The sequence below is a fragment of the Streptomyces sp. NBC_00400 genome, from assembly GCF_036048035.1.
Classification (GTDB): domain Bacteria; phylum Actinomycetota; class Actinomycetes; order Streptomycetales; family Streptomycetaceae; genus Streptomyces.
Window position 1 is genome coordinate 3,309,790 of sequence record NZ_CP107940.1, and the last position, 15,934, is coordinate 3,325,723.

15 protein-coding genes are annotated in these 15,934 nt (G+C 70.2%); 12 read left to right on the plus strand and 3 right to left on the minus strand.

Annotation, left to right across the window (positions count from 1 at the left end):
• Positions 1-22: 22 nt before the first annotated feature.
• Entirely contained in the window at positions 23-1,240 is a 1,218-nt protein-coding gene (locus tag OHS81_RS14480) for a cytochrome P450 (RefSeq protein WP_328385190.1), read from the minus strand.
• A 47-nt stretch (positions 1,241-1,287) separates the two neighbouring features.
• The gene (locus tag OHS81_RS14485) at positions 1,288-2,040 is read right to left on the minus strand and encodes a DUF3159 domain-containing protein (RefSeq protein WP_328385191.1); all 753 of its coding nucleotides are present in this window, start codon (positions 2,038-2,040) and stop codon (positions 1,288-1,290) included.
• 276 nt (positions 2,041-2,316) lie between these two features.
• Here OHS81_RS14485 and OHS81_RS14490 point away from each other — a divergent pair, with 276 nt between their 5' ends.
• Together OHS81_RS14490 and OHS81_RS14495 are read left to right on the plus strand one after the other, a co-directional pair.
• Positions 2,317-3,045, plus strand: coding sequence for a response regulator transcription factor (locus tag OHS81_RS14490; RefSeq protein ID WP_328385192.1), 729 nt, complete (start codon positions 2,317-2,319; stop codon positions 3,043-3,045).
• A gap of 1 nt (position 3,046) precedes the next feature.
• The gene (locus OHS81_RS14495) at positions 3,047-4,480 is read left to right on the plus strand and encodes a sensor histidine kinase (protein WP_328385193.1); all 1,434 of its coding nucleotides are present in this window, start codon (positions 3,047-3,049) and stop codon (positions 4,478-4,480) included.
• A gap of 21 nt (positions 4,481-4,501) precedes the next feature.
• Here the strand turns inward: OHS81_RS14495 and OHS81_RS14500 are convergent, their stop codons facing one another.
• A complete protein-coding gene (locus OHS81_RS14500; RefSeq protein WP_328385194.1) occupies positions 4,502-5,689 on the minus strand; it encodes a hypothetical protein in 1,188 nt (395 codons plus the stop codon).
• A 975-nt stretch (positions 5,690-6,664) separates the two neighbouring features.
• Here OHS81_RS14500 and OHS81_RS14505 point away from each other — a divergent pair.
• From OHS81_RS14505 to OHS81_RS14550, 10 genes are all read left to right on the plus strand, one after another.
• Positions 6,665-8,035 (plus strand): TfuA-like protein, encoded by a 1,371-nt coding sequence (locus OHS81_RS14505; protein ID WP_328385195.1) that lies wholly within the window; start codon positions 6,665-6,667, stop codon positions 8,033-8,035.
• Positions 8,028-9,167, plus strand: a complete 1,140-nt coding sequence (locus tag OHS81_RS14510) for a YcaO-like family protein (RefSeq protein WP_328385196.1) — start codon at positions 8,028-8,030, stop codon at positions 9,165-9,167. Before OHS81_RS14505 ends, OHS81_RS14510 begins: the two co-directional genes overlap by 8 nt.
• A gap of 44 nt (positions 9,168-9,211) precedes the next feature.
• Positions 9,212-9,988 carry a hypothetical protein gene (locus tag OHS81_RS14515; protein WP_328385197.1) on the plus strand — a complete coding sequence of 259 codons (777 nt, stop codon included), beginning with the start codon at positions 9,212-9,214 and terminating at the stop codon, positions 9,986-9,988.
• A gap of 32 nt (positions 9,989-10,020) precedes the next feature.
• Positions 10,021-10,299, plus strand: coding sequence for a hypothetical protein (locus OHS81_RS14520; protein ID WP_328385198.1), 279 nt, complete (start codon positions 10,021-10,023; stop codon positions 10,297-10,299).
• Complete coding sequence (locus OHS81_RS14525) at positions 10,292-10,741, plus strand: hypothetical protein (RefSeq protein WP_328385199.1); 450 nt, start codon at positions 10,292-10,294, stop codon at positions 10,739-10,741. The genes OHS81_RS14520 and OHS81_RS14525 overlap by 8 nt, the downstream gene beginning before the upstream one ends.
• Complete coding sequence (locus OHS81_RS14530) at positions 10,738-11,862, plus strand: acyl-CoA dehydrogenase family protein (RefSeq protein ID WP_328385200.1); 1,125 nt, start codon at positions 10,738-10,740, stop codon at positions 11,860-11,862. Before OHS81_RS14525 ends, OHS81_RS14530 begins: the two co-directional genes overlap by 4 nt.
• A complete protein-coding gene (locus OHS81_RS14535) occupies positions 11,862-12,104 on the plus strand; it encodes a phosphopantetheine-binding protein (RefSeq protein ID WP_328385201.1) in 243 nt (80 codons plus the stop codon). Before OHS81_RS14530 ends, OHS81_RS14535 begins: the two co-directional genes overlap by 1 nt.
• Positions 12,104-13,663 carry an amino acid adenylation domain-containing protein gene (locus OHS81_RS14540; RefSeq protein WP_328385202.1) on the plus strand — a complete coding sequence of 520 codons (1,560 nt, stop codon included), beginning with the start codon at positions 12,104-12,106 and terminating at the stop codon, positions 13,661-13,663. The genes OHS81_RS14535 and OHS81_RS14540 overlap by 1 nt, the downstream gene beginning before the upstream one ends.
• A 14-nt stretch (positions 13,664-13,677) precedes the next feature.
• Positions 13,678-14,964, plus strand: a complete 1,287-nt coding sequence (locus tag OHS81_RS14545) for an MFS transporter (RefSeq protein WP_328385203.1) — start codon at positions 13,678-13,680, stop codon at positions 14,962-14,964.
• Positions 14,965-15,027: 63 nt separating this feature from the next.
• Complete coding sequence (locus OHS81_RS14550; protein ID WP_328385204.1) at positions 15,028-15,921, plus strand: phytanoyl-CoA dioxygenase family protein; 894 nt, start codon at positions 15,028-15,030, stop codon at positions 15,919-15,921.
• The last annotated feature ends 13 nt before the right edge of the window (positions 15,922-15,934 follow it).

Genomic DNA, 15,934 nt, shown 5'->3' on the forward strand with positions numbered 1-15,934 from the left:
CGGATGGCGGCCGGTGCGCCGGCTACCAGGTCACGGGCAGTGCGTGGACGCCGTAGATGAGCATGTCGTCGCGCATCGGCACCTCCTTTGCCGGTACGGCCAGCCGCAGGGAGGGGAACCGGCCGAAGAGGGCGGACAGCGCGGCCTTCATCTCCACCCGGGCCAGCTGCTGGCCGATGCACTGGTGGGGACCGTGCCCGAACGCCAGGTGCGGGCTGGAGGGCCGCTGCACGTCCAACTGGTCGGGGTCGCCGGTGAACTGGGCGGCGTCACGGTTTCCCGACGTCAGGGAGGCGAGCACCGTGGTGCCGGCCTCGATGCGGTGGCCGTCCAGCTCCAGGTCCTCCCGCACCACCCGGCGCAGACCGAACTGGATGATCGTCAGGTAGCGGAGCAGTTCCTCGACGGCGTTGTCCCAGAGCGAGGCGTCCGCGCGCAGCGCCGCCAGCTGGTCGGGGTGGTGCAGCAGGCACATGGTGCCCAGCGCGATCATGTTCGCCGTCGTCTCGTGCCCGGCGAGCAGCAACAGCGCCCCGACACCGGCCATCTCCTCGTCGGTGAGCCGGCCGTCCTGCACCAGGCCGCTGAGGATGTCGTCGGTGGGGCGGGCACGCTTGGCGAGGACCAGTTCGTGGATGTGCTGGTTCATCGCCAGGTGCGCCTGCTGGACCTGCTCCTGGCTCGCGTCCAGCCGGAGCATGTTGCTCGAATTCCGCTGGAAGTCCGCACGGTCCGCGTACGGCACCCCCAGCAGCTCACAGATCACCAGCGAGGGGATGGGCAGGGCGAAGTCCCGGACGAGGTCGACCGGCTGCTCGGCGGACGCCATGGCGTCCAGGTGCTCGGCGACGATCCGCTCCACCGCGGGCGCCAGCTGCCGCATCCGGCGCACCGTGAACTGGCCGGTGAGCAGCCGGCGGATCCGGGTGTGCTCCGGGCCGTCCATCATGATGAACATCCCCGGCGGGGGCGGCGGCACCGGTGTGCCGGCGGGCGCGAAGGCACCGGTCCGCGCAGGCCGGCGGTTCGCGCCGAACCGCGGGTCGGCCAGCACCGCCCGTACGTCGGCGTGCCGGCTGACCAGCCAGCCGTCCGTACCGTCCGGGAAGGTCACCGGCGTGATCGGGGCCTCTTCGCGCAGCGTCCGGTACCCCTCGGGCGGGCTGAACGGGCAGGTCCGCTCGGTGGGCTGGGTCCGGGCGTCGGGCCGGGGCCGCGTGGTGGGCTGGGTGTCGGTCATCGGACGGTCCTTTCCATGGGGGCCGGGTCGGTGGTGGGGGTGTGGGGTCAGTGGGAACGCGCCGGGTCGGTGGCGTGTGCCGGGTCGGTGGGGCGTACGGGGTGAGCAGGGCGTGCGGGGTCCGCGGGGCGTGCCGGGTCCGCGCTCAGGCCGGCGTCCGCGGGGAGGGCGGCCTCGCAGCGGTGGCCGCCGAGGGCGCGCAGGTAGACCCGCCAGCCCAGCAGGGCGCCGAGCGCGAAGACGAGCGGCCCGAAGACATCGACCGAGCCGAGGGCGACGGCCTGGCCGGACAGGAACAGCGGGAGCTGGACGGTCAGCATTAGGACGTTCCCCGCGAAGAGGACGAGGCTGCCCCTGGCGAAGGCCCGGCGGCGCACCGCGCAGCGGCGCCACGCGGTCCGCTCGCCCGTGAGCAGCCCCACCATCACCCCCAGCGGCGGCCACCCGAGGAGGATCAGCACCGGCGCCGCCACAGCCATCGCGCAGTGCAGCACCAGGTGCGGGAGGAAGAAGCTGGTGGCCTGCCCGCTCCGTGCGGCCAACGCGCCCTGGACACAGACGAAGCCGAGGATCCCCAGCGCACGCCCCACGGGCTCCTTGCGCACCAGCCGGTGGACGAAGGCACCGGCCCCGGCCGCGAGGGCGAGCGTCAGCGCGACGCCGAGCCGGTGGGTGAGGGCGAAGGTCAGGGTGAATCCGAAGACGGGCGCGATATCGATCACGGTGCCGCGCAGCCGGCTCCGCACGGCGGCCCGGACGGCATCCACACCGCCGGCTTCCTCATGTGCGGCAGGGTCCACGGGCTCTCCAGGCTTTTCGGCGGACGGTGCTCTCTCCGGTGTCGTGGCTCAAGAGAAACCGCCCTCGCTGACCCGTCGCGGTCAGCAACCTGACCGTTTCCTGACAGCCTCCGCGGGCCGGGGTAACGTCTGCCGCGCCCGGGGCCGGGGCCAGGGGCCGGGGCCGTGGAACCGACGGCCGCGGAACCGACGGTCAGGCAACCGCCGGCCAGGGAACCGGCAACCGGGGCGACTCGTTGTCGTGACCGCAGACTCCGTGACCGATTGGTGCCCGCCATGCCCTCCGCCTCGCCGACGAGTGACGCACCATTGCCCCGGGGAACGGGGCAACGGCTGCTCGTCGTGGAGGACGACCCGCGGATGGCGGAGCTGCTGGAGACCACCTTGGGCCTCGCGGGCTACACGGTGGCGACCGCGGGCTGCGGTGCGCAGGCCCTGAGCGCGTACCAGGCGCAGCCCCCGGACCTGCTGGTGCTGGACGTCATGCTGCCCGACATGGACGGTTTCCGCTTGTGCCGGCGGCTGGTGGAGAACGGGGCGCGGCTGCCGGTGCTGTTCCTGACCGCGCGGGATTCCGTCGAGGACCGGGTGACGGGCTTCGCCATGGGCGCGGACGACTACCTCACCAAACCCTTCAGCCTTCCCGAGCTGCTGGCCAGGGTGCACGCCTTGTTGCGGCGGGCCGGCCGGTCCGCCGAGGAGAGCCCGATGCTGCGTTTCGCCGACCTGAGCGTGGACGAGCGCAGCCGGCGGGTGCGCCGCGGGGACCGGCTGATCGCGCTGTCACCGACCGAGTACAAGCTGCTGCGTTACCTGCTCATCAATGCCGACCAGGTGATGTCGAAAGAGCAGATCATGGACCACGTCTGGCAGCACCGCTTCGGAGCGGGCGTCGTCGAGAAGCTGGTGTCCCGGCTGAGGGCGAAGGTGGACGACCGGTCCCCTGCCCTGATCCACACGATGCGCGGTTTCGGCTACAGCCTGCGCCTGCCCGGCGGCGGCTGAGGTGGCCGCCGCCTGGCGCGGTTCCTTGCGGGCGCGGCTGATGGTCGGGGTCGTCCTGCTGGCGGCCGGGGGCATGGTGGCCGTCAACGCGGTGTCGCTGATCGGGCTGCGCCTCAACCTCGTCGACGTCGCCGACGCCACGCTCGCCAAGGCCCGCACCACCGTGCAGCAACGGGTGAGCGACCGGGCGGCCCCGGTCAACTCGGCCGGCCTCAACTCCCTCATCCCCGACGGCGCGTACGTCGCGCTGGTCGACGACCGCGGCAAGGTGGTCGCCCAGACCCCGGCGCGTGACCTCAACGGGCAGCTCCGGGCCCGCCCCGACCTGCCGGCGCCGGTCCCGGACAGCTTCGCCGACCAGCCCCTCACCCTGTCGGCGAAGGGTGCGCCCGTACCGCGCTACCGCGTCCTGAGCTTCCCCGTCGGCCCGTCCGCCACGGTCCGGCCCGCGCCCGGCGCACCGCCCCAGCGGTTCAGCACGGTCGTGGTCGCCAAGAGCCTCCAGCCGGCAGAGGACGTCGTCTACTGGCTGATCGGCGCCGATGCCGCCGCCACGCTGGCCGCGCTCGGCGGCATCGTGCTCCTCAGCCGCGGCGTACTCCGCGTGGGCCTGCGGCCGTTGCGCGACATGGCCGCCACCGCGACCGCCGTCGCCGACGGCGACATCGACCAGCGCATCGAGGTCGCCCGGCGCCACTTTGAGGTGGGAGAGGTCGCCACCGCCCTCAACCGGGCGTTCGACGAACGGCAGCGGTCCGAGGAACAGCTACGGCAGTTCGTGGCCAACGCCTCGCACGAACTGCGCACCCCGCTGACCACGATCCGCGGCTGGGCGCAACTGCATCTGCACGGTCTGGCCCAGGATCCCGAACTCATCGAGCGGGCGATGGCGCGCATCGAGGGCGAGGCGGCCCGGATGCATGCCACGGTCGAAGAGCTGCTGCTGCTCGCCCGGCTCGACCAGGGCCGCCCGCTCGCCGACGCACCGGTGAACCTCGGCACGCTCGCCGAGGAAGCCGTCGGCGATGCCCGGGTCCGGGACCCCGGCAAGCCGGTCACCGTCGAGGTGGCGGGCGAGGTCTTCGCCTGCGGCGACGAGGACCGGCTCCGGCAGGTGCTGCAGAACCTCCTGAGCAACGCCCTGCGCTACACCCCGCCGGGCACGCCGATATCGGTGGGCGCCCGTGCGCTGCCCGGCGACACGGTGGAGCTGACGGTCCGCGACCAGGGCCCCGGTATGCCCCCCGAGACCGCGGAGCGCATCTTCGAACGCTTCTACCGCGGCGAGGAGTCCCGCGACCCGGCGGCCGGCGGCACGGGCCTCGGCCTGAGCATCGTCAAGTCGATCGCCGAAGCACACGGCGGCACGGTGACGGTCCGCACCGCACCGGCCAAGGGCAGCACCTTCACCGTCACCCTGCCTGCGGCACGGTGAGCGGCCGGCGCGGTCCGCACCTCAGACGAGATAGCGCTGGTCCAGGCTTTTCGGCGAGAGGGCCGGATAGCCGAGGAAACGCCGGCGGGGTGCGGGCTGGGGCGGTTCGGCGGGAGCGGGGACGAGTTCACGGACGAGGGGGTCGACCGTCATCGCCCTCGGCGCAAAGGAGACGTGGAACTTCTGGGCCGCTGCCTCGAGGTGGTAGACCACGCCCTCGTGGACGACGTTCTCCTCCCGGGTCGCCAGATAGACGAACTGCGGATCGATCTCGCGCAGCAGCGGCTTCGGTATCCGCGCCGGAAGTGTCAGAGCGTAGTAACGAGGCCAGTCCTTCAGCCGGTGGCGTTCCAGCCAGGAGCGGCCGAAGGGGCGGAGGCTGGTGAACATGGCGAAGCTCCATTCGAGCTTCACCCCTGCTACGACCAGCGCGAAGTTCAGGACGAAGGCCAGTGCGACCAGTGCGTGGACGAGTGTGTCCCGACCGCCCGAGGGCGTAGGGCCGAGTGCCTGGGACGACACCGCGACCGCGCACAGCGCCCCGTAGACCGCTCCCTGGTAGAAGTCCTTGTACAGCCAGCTGTGTGACCGGCGGCCGGTGGCCGTGCGCCCGGCCGCCAGCGCGAGCAGGCCGGTGAACAGCGCCGCGAGCCCGACGGCACCGGAGCCACCGGACAGCTCGACCCGGCCGTCCGGGGAGAACGCGGTCACCCACAACGCGATGGCCACCACCGAGAAGGGGAAGTTGCCCGAGACTCCGAAGACCAGGTGCATGAGGATCGCGAGCCACAGACTCCAGCGCACCCCGCCCGGAACGCACAGCAGGAGGCCCGCGGCGAGCTCTGCCACGATCACCCCGGCCGGCACGGCCTTCAGCAGCCGTCGGTGGATCGGCACGCCGAGCAGACGGAAGTAGTGGGCGGTGACGACGCGACCCGCGCTCCGCTCGGTGAACAGGTACTCATCATTGACCTTGAGCAGCGCCGCGGTCAGGTAGACGCCGGCAAGGACGTCTTGCGCAAAAACGGGATGCAGGTGCACCGGAGTGAACGCCATGACCGCTGCCACCACCGCCCCGAGCCAGGAATGGTCGGAAAGGCGCCGGTGCGTCGCGAGCATCCAGTAGAAGGCGAGTACGGCAGCGAGGGCGCGCCCGCCGAGCGACGGGACCGTCAGGACGGCCAGCAGAGCCAGCGGAAGCGCCACCACTTGACCGAATATCGCTGCCGCGCGGGGCAGCCTTATGCCGAACACCGGCGCAAAGTGATGCCCCAGTCCGGAGAATCCATATTCCCAGTGCCTATTGACCTGATGAAAGAGCAGACTGGCCACAACAAGAGCCATGGGCGTGATTTGGAAAGCCATTCCGAGCCCCCCGATGGGTTACCTTTTGCGCCTTCGGGGTGAATGCCATATGGCGGCACACGGGAGCCCTTCGGCTGCACGCGCATGCTCCAAAACCCCGCGTGGCTGATGCTCGACTTCCACGACTTCAAGATCCTGCATGGAGTTGCGCCGGCCGTCAAGAGCCCTCCGAACCGCCCGCGGACTCGCCCGCCCCGCTGCCGGCACACCTTGGCTCAGGCCCGATGGAGACCTACTTGAGGCCTGCCGTGGCCCGCCGAGGACCGGCCGAGACCCGCCGAGCCCCGCCCGAAACCTCACGATGCCGCTGACCTGCAGAGTCATCGAATTCTCCCGCTTACTCCTTCTGTCAATTACCACGGAATGGAAGATTCCCACCAAGAGAAGAGCACCGATCCGCAACTTGGGCAAACAACTCCAAAACTGCGTCACCATTTTTTTTAGACGTGCTATTCGCGCGAAATAGGCGGAACACGAAAACGGAATATTAACGTCCATCAGCGGGCGGGAACAGGTATCCGATAAATCCTCTGGACGAGTGATCAGAGCGCGAGGTAGCGTGCCATCGGCGCTTACGGAAGCGTCGGCACTTCCCTCAATTAATGATTGGGAGAAAGACATGGCTGAGGTAATTCTCGACACCGCCAGTGACGTTGCGGAGCTCTCCGGCGAGGACTTCGAGGGCCTGTTCGCGGACGCCCCGCTGGTGATCACCGACAGCGAGGTTCGTGACTGATCACGTCACGCCAGGCGGTTCGTGCTGATTGAACTGCCCTATTCGGTTCGACCGGCACAGCGCTGAAACAAGGGGGGCAGGGCATGGCGGTTCATGTGTTCGTTGGGCCGTCGTGCCCTGAACCTCTCGTACGGCAGAGCCATCCGGACTTTGTCCTGCACGGGCCGGTCAAACACGGCGACCTCTTCTCGGCCGCGCTCGCCGAGGGGGATGTCGCCGTGATCGTGGACGGCATCTACCACCACCGTCTGGCGCTGCGCCACAAGGAGATCCTCGACGTCCTGGCGCGGGGCATCACCGTGATCGGGGCAGCCAGCATCGGCGCCCTGCGCGCGGCCGAACTCGACGGGTCCGGCATGATCGGCGTCGGCCGTGTCCACCACTGGTACCGCACCGGCGTGTTCGAGGGCGATGACGCGGTGAGCGTGGCCCACAGCGAAACGGGCTCGCCGGCCGGCCTCAACATCCCCCTGGTCAACCTCCACACCGCGATGCTGGCCGGCCGCGACGCCGGAGTCCTGGGACGGGACTCGGCCCAGCGCCTGATGGCGCGGCTGGAGAGCGAGTACTACCCACTGCGCACCCCCGAGCGCGTGCTCTCCCTCATCAAGCAGTGCGAGGAGACCGCGTTTGCCGACTGGTACGCGCAGCGCCTGGGCGCCGAGCCGGACGCCTTCGACCAGAAGCGGGCCGACGCCCTCGAGGCCTTCGCGCTCGCCGAACGGCTCGACTCCCTTGCGCAGCCCTCGCCGCCCGGCGTGGCGAGCGGCGCACGCAACTGGCGCACCGAGTACCACCGGCGCTGGCGCAACCGCTTCGCGACGGCGACCCCCGACCTGCACCACCGCCTCGCCTACCAGCAAATATTCGACCCCGGCTTCCCCGACGTCTGGTGGGACTTCCTGAACGCCTCGTCCGCCGCCGGGTCCCCCGCCGCCTCCGACGGGTTCCGGGGCCATGTGCGGCGCGAGCTGGGCCCGGTGGCCGTCCAGTGGCTCGACGACCCCGCGTTGCGAACCCGGATCACCGCGGTCATCTGCCCGCTTCCCGACCTGGCTGACCCCCGGGAAGCCGAGCTGCTGCTGCGCCGTGAGTCGGCCGACGACCGGGCCCGGGTCGCCGACTGGCTGGAACAGCTGCGGCAGCACCTCGAAACCCATCCCGGCCGCAGCCTCGGCCAGATCCCAGAAGCGGTGTGCGCCCGCCTGCTCGCGCGGATCTGGGGCGTGGACACCGGCGACGAGCTGGCCATGGAGTGCGGCCGGAGGGGGTTCCCCGCGCTGCGCCAAGCGGCCGGTGCCTTCCGTCCTTTCGCCGTCGCCTACTTGTCGGACCAGACGGCCGGGACGGCCGGGACGGCACCAACGACACCAGCGGCCCCAAAGGCATCAACGGCATCAGCGGCATCAGCGGCATCAGCGGTCCGGACGAGCGGAGAGCGCCGCCATGACTAAGGTCAGACTGCCCGGGACGCACCGTGCGGTGGCGCCGGAAACCACCTGGGCCCGGCTCGCACCCCGGCTGCGTCGGTACGGCATCAGCCGGGTCGCCGACGTCACCCGCCTCGACAACATCGGCATCCCCGTCTTCCTCGCCGTACGGCCCGAGTCCGAGACCCTGGCCGTCTCCCAGGGCAAGGGCGCCTCGCCGATGCTCGCGAAGCTCTCCGCCGTGATGGAATCCATTGAGCTGTGGTACGCCGAGCGGCCGACGCTCGACACCTTCACCGCCACGGCCGGGAGCCTCGGTCTCCCGTATTGCCTGACCGATCTGAACCTCCGCACGACGGGCGAGTGGATCCAGCAGCTCGAACTGGACTGGGTCTGGGCCTCTTCACTGGCCGACGACCGGCCGGTGCCGGTTCCCCTGGACCTCGTCCGGCTCTCGTACAGCGGAGAGCACTACTGGCGCCGTCGCCTCTTCGAGACCAGCAGCACCGGGCTCGCCTCCGGCAACACCTTCCCCGAGGCATGTCTCCACGGACTGTACGAAGCGGCCGAACGGGACGTGCTGGCCGCCCACCCGTCCCGTACCGACCCCGGACGCCTCTTCATCGACCCGGCGACCGTCCGCGACGCACATCTGCGCTCCTTGATGCGCCGGCTCACCGACGCCGGAGTCGCGTTCGAGATCACCTGCATTCCGAACCGGTGGGGAATACCCACGTTCGCCGCCTTCGTCTGGTCGCCGCTCTTCCCTCTCGTGTGCGCCGGTTCCGGCAGCCACATGGACCCCGATGTCGCGCTGTCCCGTGCGCTCACCGAGGCCGTGCAGAGCCGGCTGACCGAAATCAGCGCCACCCGCGATGACATTCCGTCGGACCAGGACACGGCGCGGGACGCGAGTGCGGACCCCGGCTTCCGCCCCCGTGCCGAGGGGGTGAGCGTCGACGACGCGCTGAGCGGTCACGGCGGCAGCTACGACGACATGGAGGAGGAGCTGGCGGTGGTCACACAACGGCTGACGGACGCAACCGGCCACGCCCCCCTCGCGGTACGGCTGTCCGGGCCGGCCGATCCGTTCAGTGTCGTACGGGTCGTCTGCCCCGGACTCTCCTATGCGGAAGGGCGCACTCTCTCCCCCTGACCGCCAGGGCCATGACGCGCAGGATCAGTGATGCGAGGTTTCCAGTGAACATTCAGCGGGGCAGCTTCCAGCACTCGGAAGGCTACGTTCTCGAGTACGAGGTGACCGAACCCGAGTGCCCTTCCAGCCCCTATCTGCACATCCTCTTCCACGGCTTCAGCCGCATCGAGAAGCACGTCCCCCCGGTGTTCGCGCGCAAGCAGTGGAAGCAGGCGGACCGGTCCGTGTGCCTCTCCTTCTCCGACCCCATCCACCGCTTCACCCGGGACTCGTGCTGCGGCTGGTTCCTGCTGGGCGAGGAGGAGTTCGTACCGAAGATGTACGAGCTGCGCGCCTCCCTGCTGGAGCGCCACGGGCTCAAGGGCACCGTGTGGCACGGCCTGTCGTCCGGGGGATACGCCGCACTCAAGCACTGCATGCGGGCGGGAGGCGACGACCTCGCGTTCGTCATCTCGCCGCACAACGATCCGACCATCCTTCCCCAGTGGGAACAGGAGGCCGTGCCGTTCCGCCACCTGTCCGGCATGGCCGCGCCGGAGACCATGACCGACATCATCAAGAACTGGGCCGGTCCCGGCAGTTCGCGCGCTCTGCACGCGCTGGTGTCGGAGAAGGACTCCTACTTCGCGCTGGAGCACCTGCGCCCCCTCCTGCGGAGCCTGCACGGTCACGAGAGCGCCCGGGCGGTCATGCTCCGTGACGGCCGGGGTCACGGATTCATCAAGGACGCCGATTACGACTCCCAGCTCAACGAGGCGATCCACCGCTGGGAGACCTACCGGGCGCGTCACTCCGCCGCCGCGGCAGCCACCGCCGAATGACACATCCGCCGGATCGCAGAGAGGAGTACGCAGTGTCTGAGGTAAAGGTCATCCTTTCCACCCCGCTCGCCCGGTTCGCCGACGGCGAGACCAAGTTCCAGGTGCCGGCCGGCACCTTCCAAGAGGTCATCGACAAGGTGTACGAGCGCCACCCGGCGCTGCGCCTGCGCCTGGCGGACGGCGCGGGGGCACTCCTCCCCTTCGTCAGCGTCTACGTCGGTGAGGACAACATCCGCGATCTCGGCACCCCGGACATCGAGGTGCCCCCGCGGACCACCGTGATGATCATGTCGGCGGTGGCCGGTGGATAGCCCCGGAAACCGGCGGGCCATCCGCCAGGCCGCCGCCGGCGACGCCGCAGCCGTCCGCGAGCTCTACGGAGCAGGCGAGGTCGAGGAGTTCACCCTCCGGCTGGCGGACCGGCACACAGCGCCCGGCACCACGCACTACGTCGTCGAGTCGGACGGCCAGATCGTCGCGGCCTTCGCGCTCACCGAGCTCGGCCGGCTGCGGCCCGGTGGCAAGGTCCGGCTGATGCTGCACGAGATCAAACTCCGGCCCAGCTACCGGGGCACCAGCGTCGCCGAGGACATCCTCGGCTGGCTGGCGACCAGCCTCGGGGTGGGCACCGAGCGGGAGCTGCTCGCGCTGGCTCCGCTGGGCCGGCCGCCTTCCAGCTTCCACCGGTTCGGGCTGGCGGAGTCCCATCAGACGTTCAAGTGGCCCGTCCGGGACGGAGGCATCCCCACATGACGGAGGATCGAGAGCTCCTGCACAGCCAGGAGTTCACCCACTGGCTGGCGGGGCTGAGGTCCTGGGCCGGGAAGGCCCCCGAAGAAGCCACCGCGTGGCGCGCGGCGGGCGATCAGGGGCTGCTGTCCCTGGCAGTGCCCGAGGCCGCCGGCGGCGCCGGGGCCGGCTACGCGGCGGCCTGTCTCGCCCTGGAGGCGTTCGCCGAGGAGAGCGGGCTGAGCGGGCTGCCCTTCTCCATGTCGGCACAGATGTGGGCCTGCCAGGAGCCCCTTCTCGAATTCGGCAGCGCGGCCCAGCACGCCAGTTACCTGCAGCCCCTCATGGCGGGCACGGCAGTGGGTGCCTTCGCCGCCACCGAGTACGACGCGGGCTCGGACCTGCTGTCCCTGCAGACCCACGCCGAGCAGGACGCCGAGGGGCGATGGCGGCTCAACGGCGCCAAGACGTTCGTCACCAACGGCCCGACCGCCGATATCTTCGTGATCATCGCCCGCACCGCCGAAGGCAGCTCGCTCTCCGGCCTCACCGCCTTCCTGGTCCCCCGGGACACCCCGGGCCTGCAGATCGGCAAGGTGATCGAGAAGTCCGCGCTGGCGGGCGCCCAGCTGTGTTCGCTGCTCATGGACGACTGCGTGGTCGAGGACACCGACCGGCTGGGCGGCACCGGCGGCGGATTCGCCGTCCTCATGCATGCGATGCGCTACGAGCGCGCCTTCATCCTGGCACCTGCCCTGGGGCTGATGGCCAGGGCGCTGCGCCACGCGGTCGAACACGCCCGCTCCCGCCGCCAGTTCGGCAGCCCGCTCAGCTCGTACGACACGATCCGCCGGCGTCTGGTCCGGATGCACCTGAGCCTGACCAGTGCGCGGGAACTGCTCCACTCCACGGCCCGGGCCGCCGACCGAAACCGGCTCGAACACAGCCGGTCGTCCCTGACGAAGCTGCACGTCAGCACGGAGTTCAACCGGTTCTGCCAGGAGCTGCCGGACCTGTACGGCGGCTACGCACTGCTGCCGGAGACGGGCGCCCTCGCGCTGACGGCCGACGCGGTGGCCAGCCGCTACTACTCCGGCACCTCCGATATGCAGATGAAGATCATTGCTGAAGGGCTGGGTTTGTGATGACAGAAGATTCCGTACTCAAGGCCGTCCTCGCCGCGGTCCGCGAGGTGGCGCCGGGAGCCGAGATCTCCGGCGACACCGCCCTCATCGCCCAACGGGTCATCGATTCGCTGTCCCTGCTCAGCCTGGTCTCTCTCCTGGAGAAGGAATTCTCCGTCACCATCAGGGACTCGGAAATCCTCCCGGCCCACTTCGAGACCCCGCTCGCCGTCCGGGACTTCCTGAAGTCCAAGGGCTGCTGATGGCGGCCGGCCGATCCCTCGCCGACGACCTGCACACGACCGCCGCACGCCACGGCGACCGTACCGCCGTCATCGACGGAACCCGCACACTCAGCTATGCCGCACTGGACGGCATCGCGGAACACCTCGCACAGGCACTGCGCACCCGGGGCGTCACTCCCGGCGATTGCGTCGTATGGCACGGGGCGAAATCCTCGCTGGCGGTCGCGGCCGTCCACGGCATACTCCGCTCCCGGGCGGGCTACGTCCCGATCGATCCCGACGGGCCCATCGCCCGCGCCGAGCTCATCGCCGGCCGCTGCCTCCCCCGGGCCATGGTGGCGGACGCCGCGGCCCGGGACCAGTGGCGCACGGTCGCCCCCGGGCTCGTATGGGAGAAGCTGCCGCTCGGCCCCGAGCCGGTCGGTGAACTGTGGTGCGCAGTCCCCACCGACGCGCCACGCGCCCCTCTGGAAGATCTCGCGTATGTGCTCCATACGTCCGGCAGCACCGGTCATCCCAAGGGCGTGGTCCACACCCACGCCAGCGCCTCGGCGTTCGTCGACTGGTCGGTCCGGGAGCTGGGGCTCACGGAGCGCGATGTCATCATCAACTCCGCACCGCTGCACTTCGACCCGACGACGCTCCACCTCTTCGGTGCCGCCCGCGTAGGTGCCGCGGTCGCCCTGATGCCCGCGTCGGCCGCGCCCTTCCCCGCCGCGCACATCGACTTCTGCCGCCAGGTCGGCGGCACCGTCTGGTACGCGGTGACCTCGACCCTCACCTGGCTCACCCGCAGGGGCACGGAGCTGCTGCCGGAACTGCGCGGGCTGCGTGCGGCCGTGGTCGGCGGCGAGGTGCTGCCGCCGGACCAGGTGAATGTGCTGCTCTCAGCCCTGCCGGGGATCCGGCTGCTCAATGTGTACGGACCGACCGAGAGCAACGTCTGCACGTTCCACGAGATCCGTGGCCGCCAACGGCCCGATGCCGTCATCCCCATCGGGCGGGTGCTGCCGGGCGCGGAGATCACCGTGGTGGACGAGCGGCTGGAAAGGGTGGAGCCCGGTTGCCCGGGGCAGCTCCTGGTCCGCGGCAGCATGCTGATGGAGGGCTATCTGGACCCCGGGCAGACCGCCCGCGCCTTCGTCCGCACCGCTGACGGCGGACGGTGGTACGCCAGCGGCGACCTGGTCCGGGAGAACCCCGCGGGAGAGCTCGAATTCATCGGCCGCGAGGACGCCCAGATCAAGTCGCGTGGCTTCCGGGTCGAGCTGGGGGAGATAGAACGGCACCTCCACTCGCTCGACGGCGTCCACGAGTGTGTCGTGGTGGCGACACCGGACGCCGTCTTCTCCAACGTGATCACCGCCTTCGTGACGGCGGATCACCTCGACGACGTCAAGGCGCTGCCCGAGGTGCTGCGGACCCGGCTGCCGCACTACATGGTGCCGGAGCGCCTTGTCCTGGTCGCGGACGAGCTGCCCAGGAACGCCAACGGGAAGGCCGACCGGAAGGCGCTGTCGGAGCTTGCCGCCCGGCCGCAGCTCGCCGAGATCCCCGGGCTGACGGTCGTCCACTGAAAGAAGACAGAACTGTGACGCTCCCCTCCGCCGACGTCAGCGCCTCCGCCGATGAGACCGTCGAGGTCCTCAAGGTCCCGGACTTCCGGCTGCTGTGGGCCGCGAACGGATTCCGGTACGCGGCCTCCGAGGTCGCCGGGTTCGCGCTGCCCCTCACCGCGCTGCTCCTGCTGCACGCACCGCCGCTGATGATGAGTCTGATCTTCGTCTGCAGCCGGGCCGGGTTTTTGGTGATGGGGCTCCCGGCCGGCGTCTGGATCGACCGCTGGCGCAAGAAGCCGGTGTTGATCTGGGCGGATGTGGTCTACGCCGTGGCGTTCGGCAGCGTGCCGGCCGCCTACTTCCTCCATGTCCTCACCGTGGCCCAACTGCTCGTGGTGGCACTGCTGGTGAGCCTGGCCGGCGTCTTCTTCGACGTGGCGCACAGCAGTGTGCTGCCCTATGTGCTGCCCAGGCGCCGGGTCTCGGACGGCAATGCCCGGCTGCAGACGTCCGAGACCACCCTCCAGGCGGTCTCCCCCAGCGTTGCCGGTGCCTTGACGCAGAGCGTCGCGGCCCCCGTTCTCTACTGCTTCGCCGCTGTCTGTCACCTGACGTCGGTCGTGCTGCTGCGCCGTATCCGGCCGGACGGGGACATCGCCCGCGGCAAGGGCGAGCCCGAGCGGAAGTTCCGGCGTGAGATCGCGGACGGCATCGGCATCCTCTTCCGGCAGCCGCTGCTCCGCCTGCTGCTCCACCAGGCGGCCCTGAACAACATCGGCGCGGGCATCATCCTGGCGATGCTGCCGGTGTTCCTCCTCAAGGAGATCGGGGTCGCCCCCTGGCAGTTCGGGCTGCTGTCGACGCTCGGTGCGCTGGCCGGGCTCGCCGCCTCCCTGGTGGCCCCCCGGTTCCGGCGCCGGTTCGGTGAGATACGGATGACGCTGGTCTTCTCCGCCCTGGCCCCGGTCGCCGTCCTGGCGGCACCGCTGGCCGGCGTCTTCCGGGAGATCGCCGTGCCGCTGATCGCGCTGGCGGAGATCCTGATCGGCTTCGCCATCGTGGGCCGGTCGGTGTCCACGGCCGGACTGCGGGCCCGGGTGACACCGAACGCCTACATGGGCCGGGTCACGGCGGCGTACAGCGTCGTCGTGCAGGGAGCCACCCCCCTCGGCGCGCTGGCCGGCGGCCTGATCGCCAACCAGTGGTCCACGGGTACGGCCCTGTGGGCGGGCGGGCTGGCCATGGGCGTCCCCCTGGTCCTGCTGCTGCTCTCCCCGCTGCGCCGCTACCGCACCCTCCCCGCCGAGTGGGAGGTCTGATCCCCCGCTTCGCCGACCAGCCGCGTCCCCCCACCACCGCATAGTTCACCTGGAGAATCCCGTATGACCGCACTGGATCAGGCCGCTGCCGCATATGAGGAGCACGGCTTCGCCATCATCCGCAATGCCATCCCCGAGGACCTGCTCGACGAGGCACGCGCCCATGTCGAGTGGCTGACGGCCAAATACCCGGAGCTTCGGCCCGAGCACTTCCATCACCCGCTGATCCGCAATGACGCCTTCTGGGTCCGTCTCATATCGGACCCGCGGCTCGTGGACATCGGTGAGCATTTCCTCGGCCCGGACCTGGCCTGCTTCACGGCGCATTACGTCTGCAAGCCGCCCTACGACGGCCACCCCGTGCTGTGGCACCAGGACGGCGCGTACTGGAAGCTGGCGCCGATGAATGCCCTCACGGTGTGGCTGGCCATCGACGAGAGCACCACCCGGAACGGCTGCCTGCGCATGATCCCCGGCAGCCACAAGCTGCCGCTGTACGAACCGAGCCTGCGCACCGACCGGCCCAATATGCTCTTCTCGGAGGCAGACAGCGGGCTGGTGGGCGAATGGGCCGGGAAGCAAGGCATCGTCGACATCGAGCTGAACCCCGGCGATGTCTCGATTCACCATCCACACCTGCTGCACTGCTCGGAGGCGAACACGTCGCCGAAGCGGCGCTGCGGACTCGACATCGGCTATATCTCCACCGCCACCCGCATTGAGAGCGACGGGCTCTACCTGGACCCCGTGCTGGTGCGCGGCACGCCCGTCGAGGGCGTCAACAATTACCGTGACCTGCCGCGTTACTCACCCGGGGAAACCATTCCCTTCGCCGGCCATGAGACGTGGAACGACCGGCCCGGCGTCGCCCCGGCCGGCCCCCCGGCCGGGGAAGCGCCCCTCGCCACCACCGAGCGCATGATCGAGCGGCTGCGGGAAGGCACTGTCGCGCGCTGAACCGGGCGTGCAC

Bases quoted from the DNA above. Each gene is read 5' to 3' on its own strand.
- OHS81_RS14540 (WP_328385202.1), top strand. From the start codon at position 12,104: ATGGCGGCCGGCCGATCCCTCGCCGACGACCTGCACACGACCGCCGCA.
- OHS81_RS14490 (WP_328385192.1), top strand. From the start codon at position 2,317: ATGCCCTCCGCCTCGCCGACGAGTGACGCACCATTGCCCCGGGGAACG.
- OHS81_RS14530 (WP_328385200.1), top strand. From the start codon at position 10,738: ATGACGGAGGATCGAGAGCTCCTGCACAGCCAGGAGTTCACCCACTGG.
- OHS81_RS14510 (WP_328385196.1), top strand. From the start codon at position 8,028: ATGACTAAGGTCAGACTGCCCGGGACGCACCGTGCGGTGGCGCCGGAA.
- OHS81_RS14550 (WP_328385204.1), top strand. From the start codon at position 15,028: ATGACCGCACTGGATCAGGCCGCTGCCGCATATGAGGAGCACGGCTTC.
- OHS81_RS14535 (WP_328385201.1), top strand. From the start codon at position 11,862: ATGACAGAAGATTCCGTACTCAAGGCCGTCCTCGCCGCGGTCCGCGAG.
- OHS81_RS14505 (WP_328385195.1), top strand. From the start codon at position 6,665: ATGGCGGTTCATGTGTTCGTTGGGCCGTCGTGCCCTGAACCTCTCGTA.
- OHS81_RS14480 (WP_328385190.1), bottom strand. From the start codon at position 1,240: ATGACCGACACCCAGCCCACCACGCGGCCCCGGCCCGACGCCCGGACC.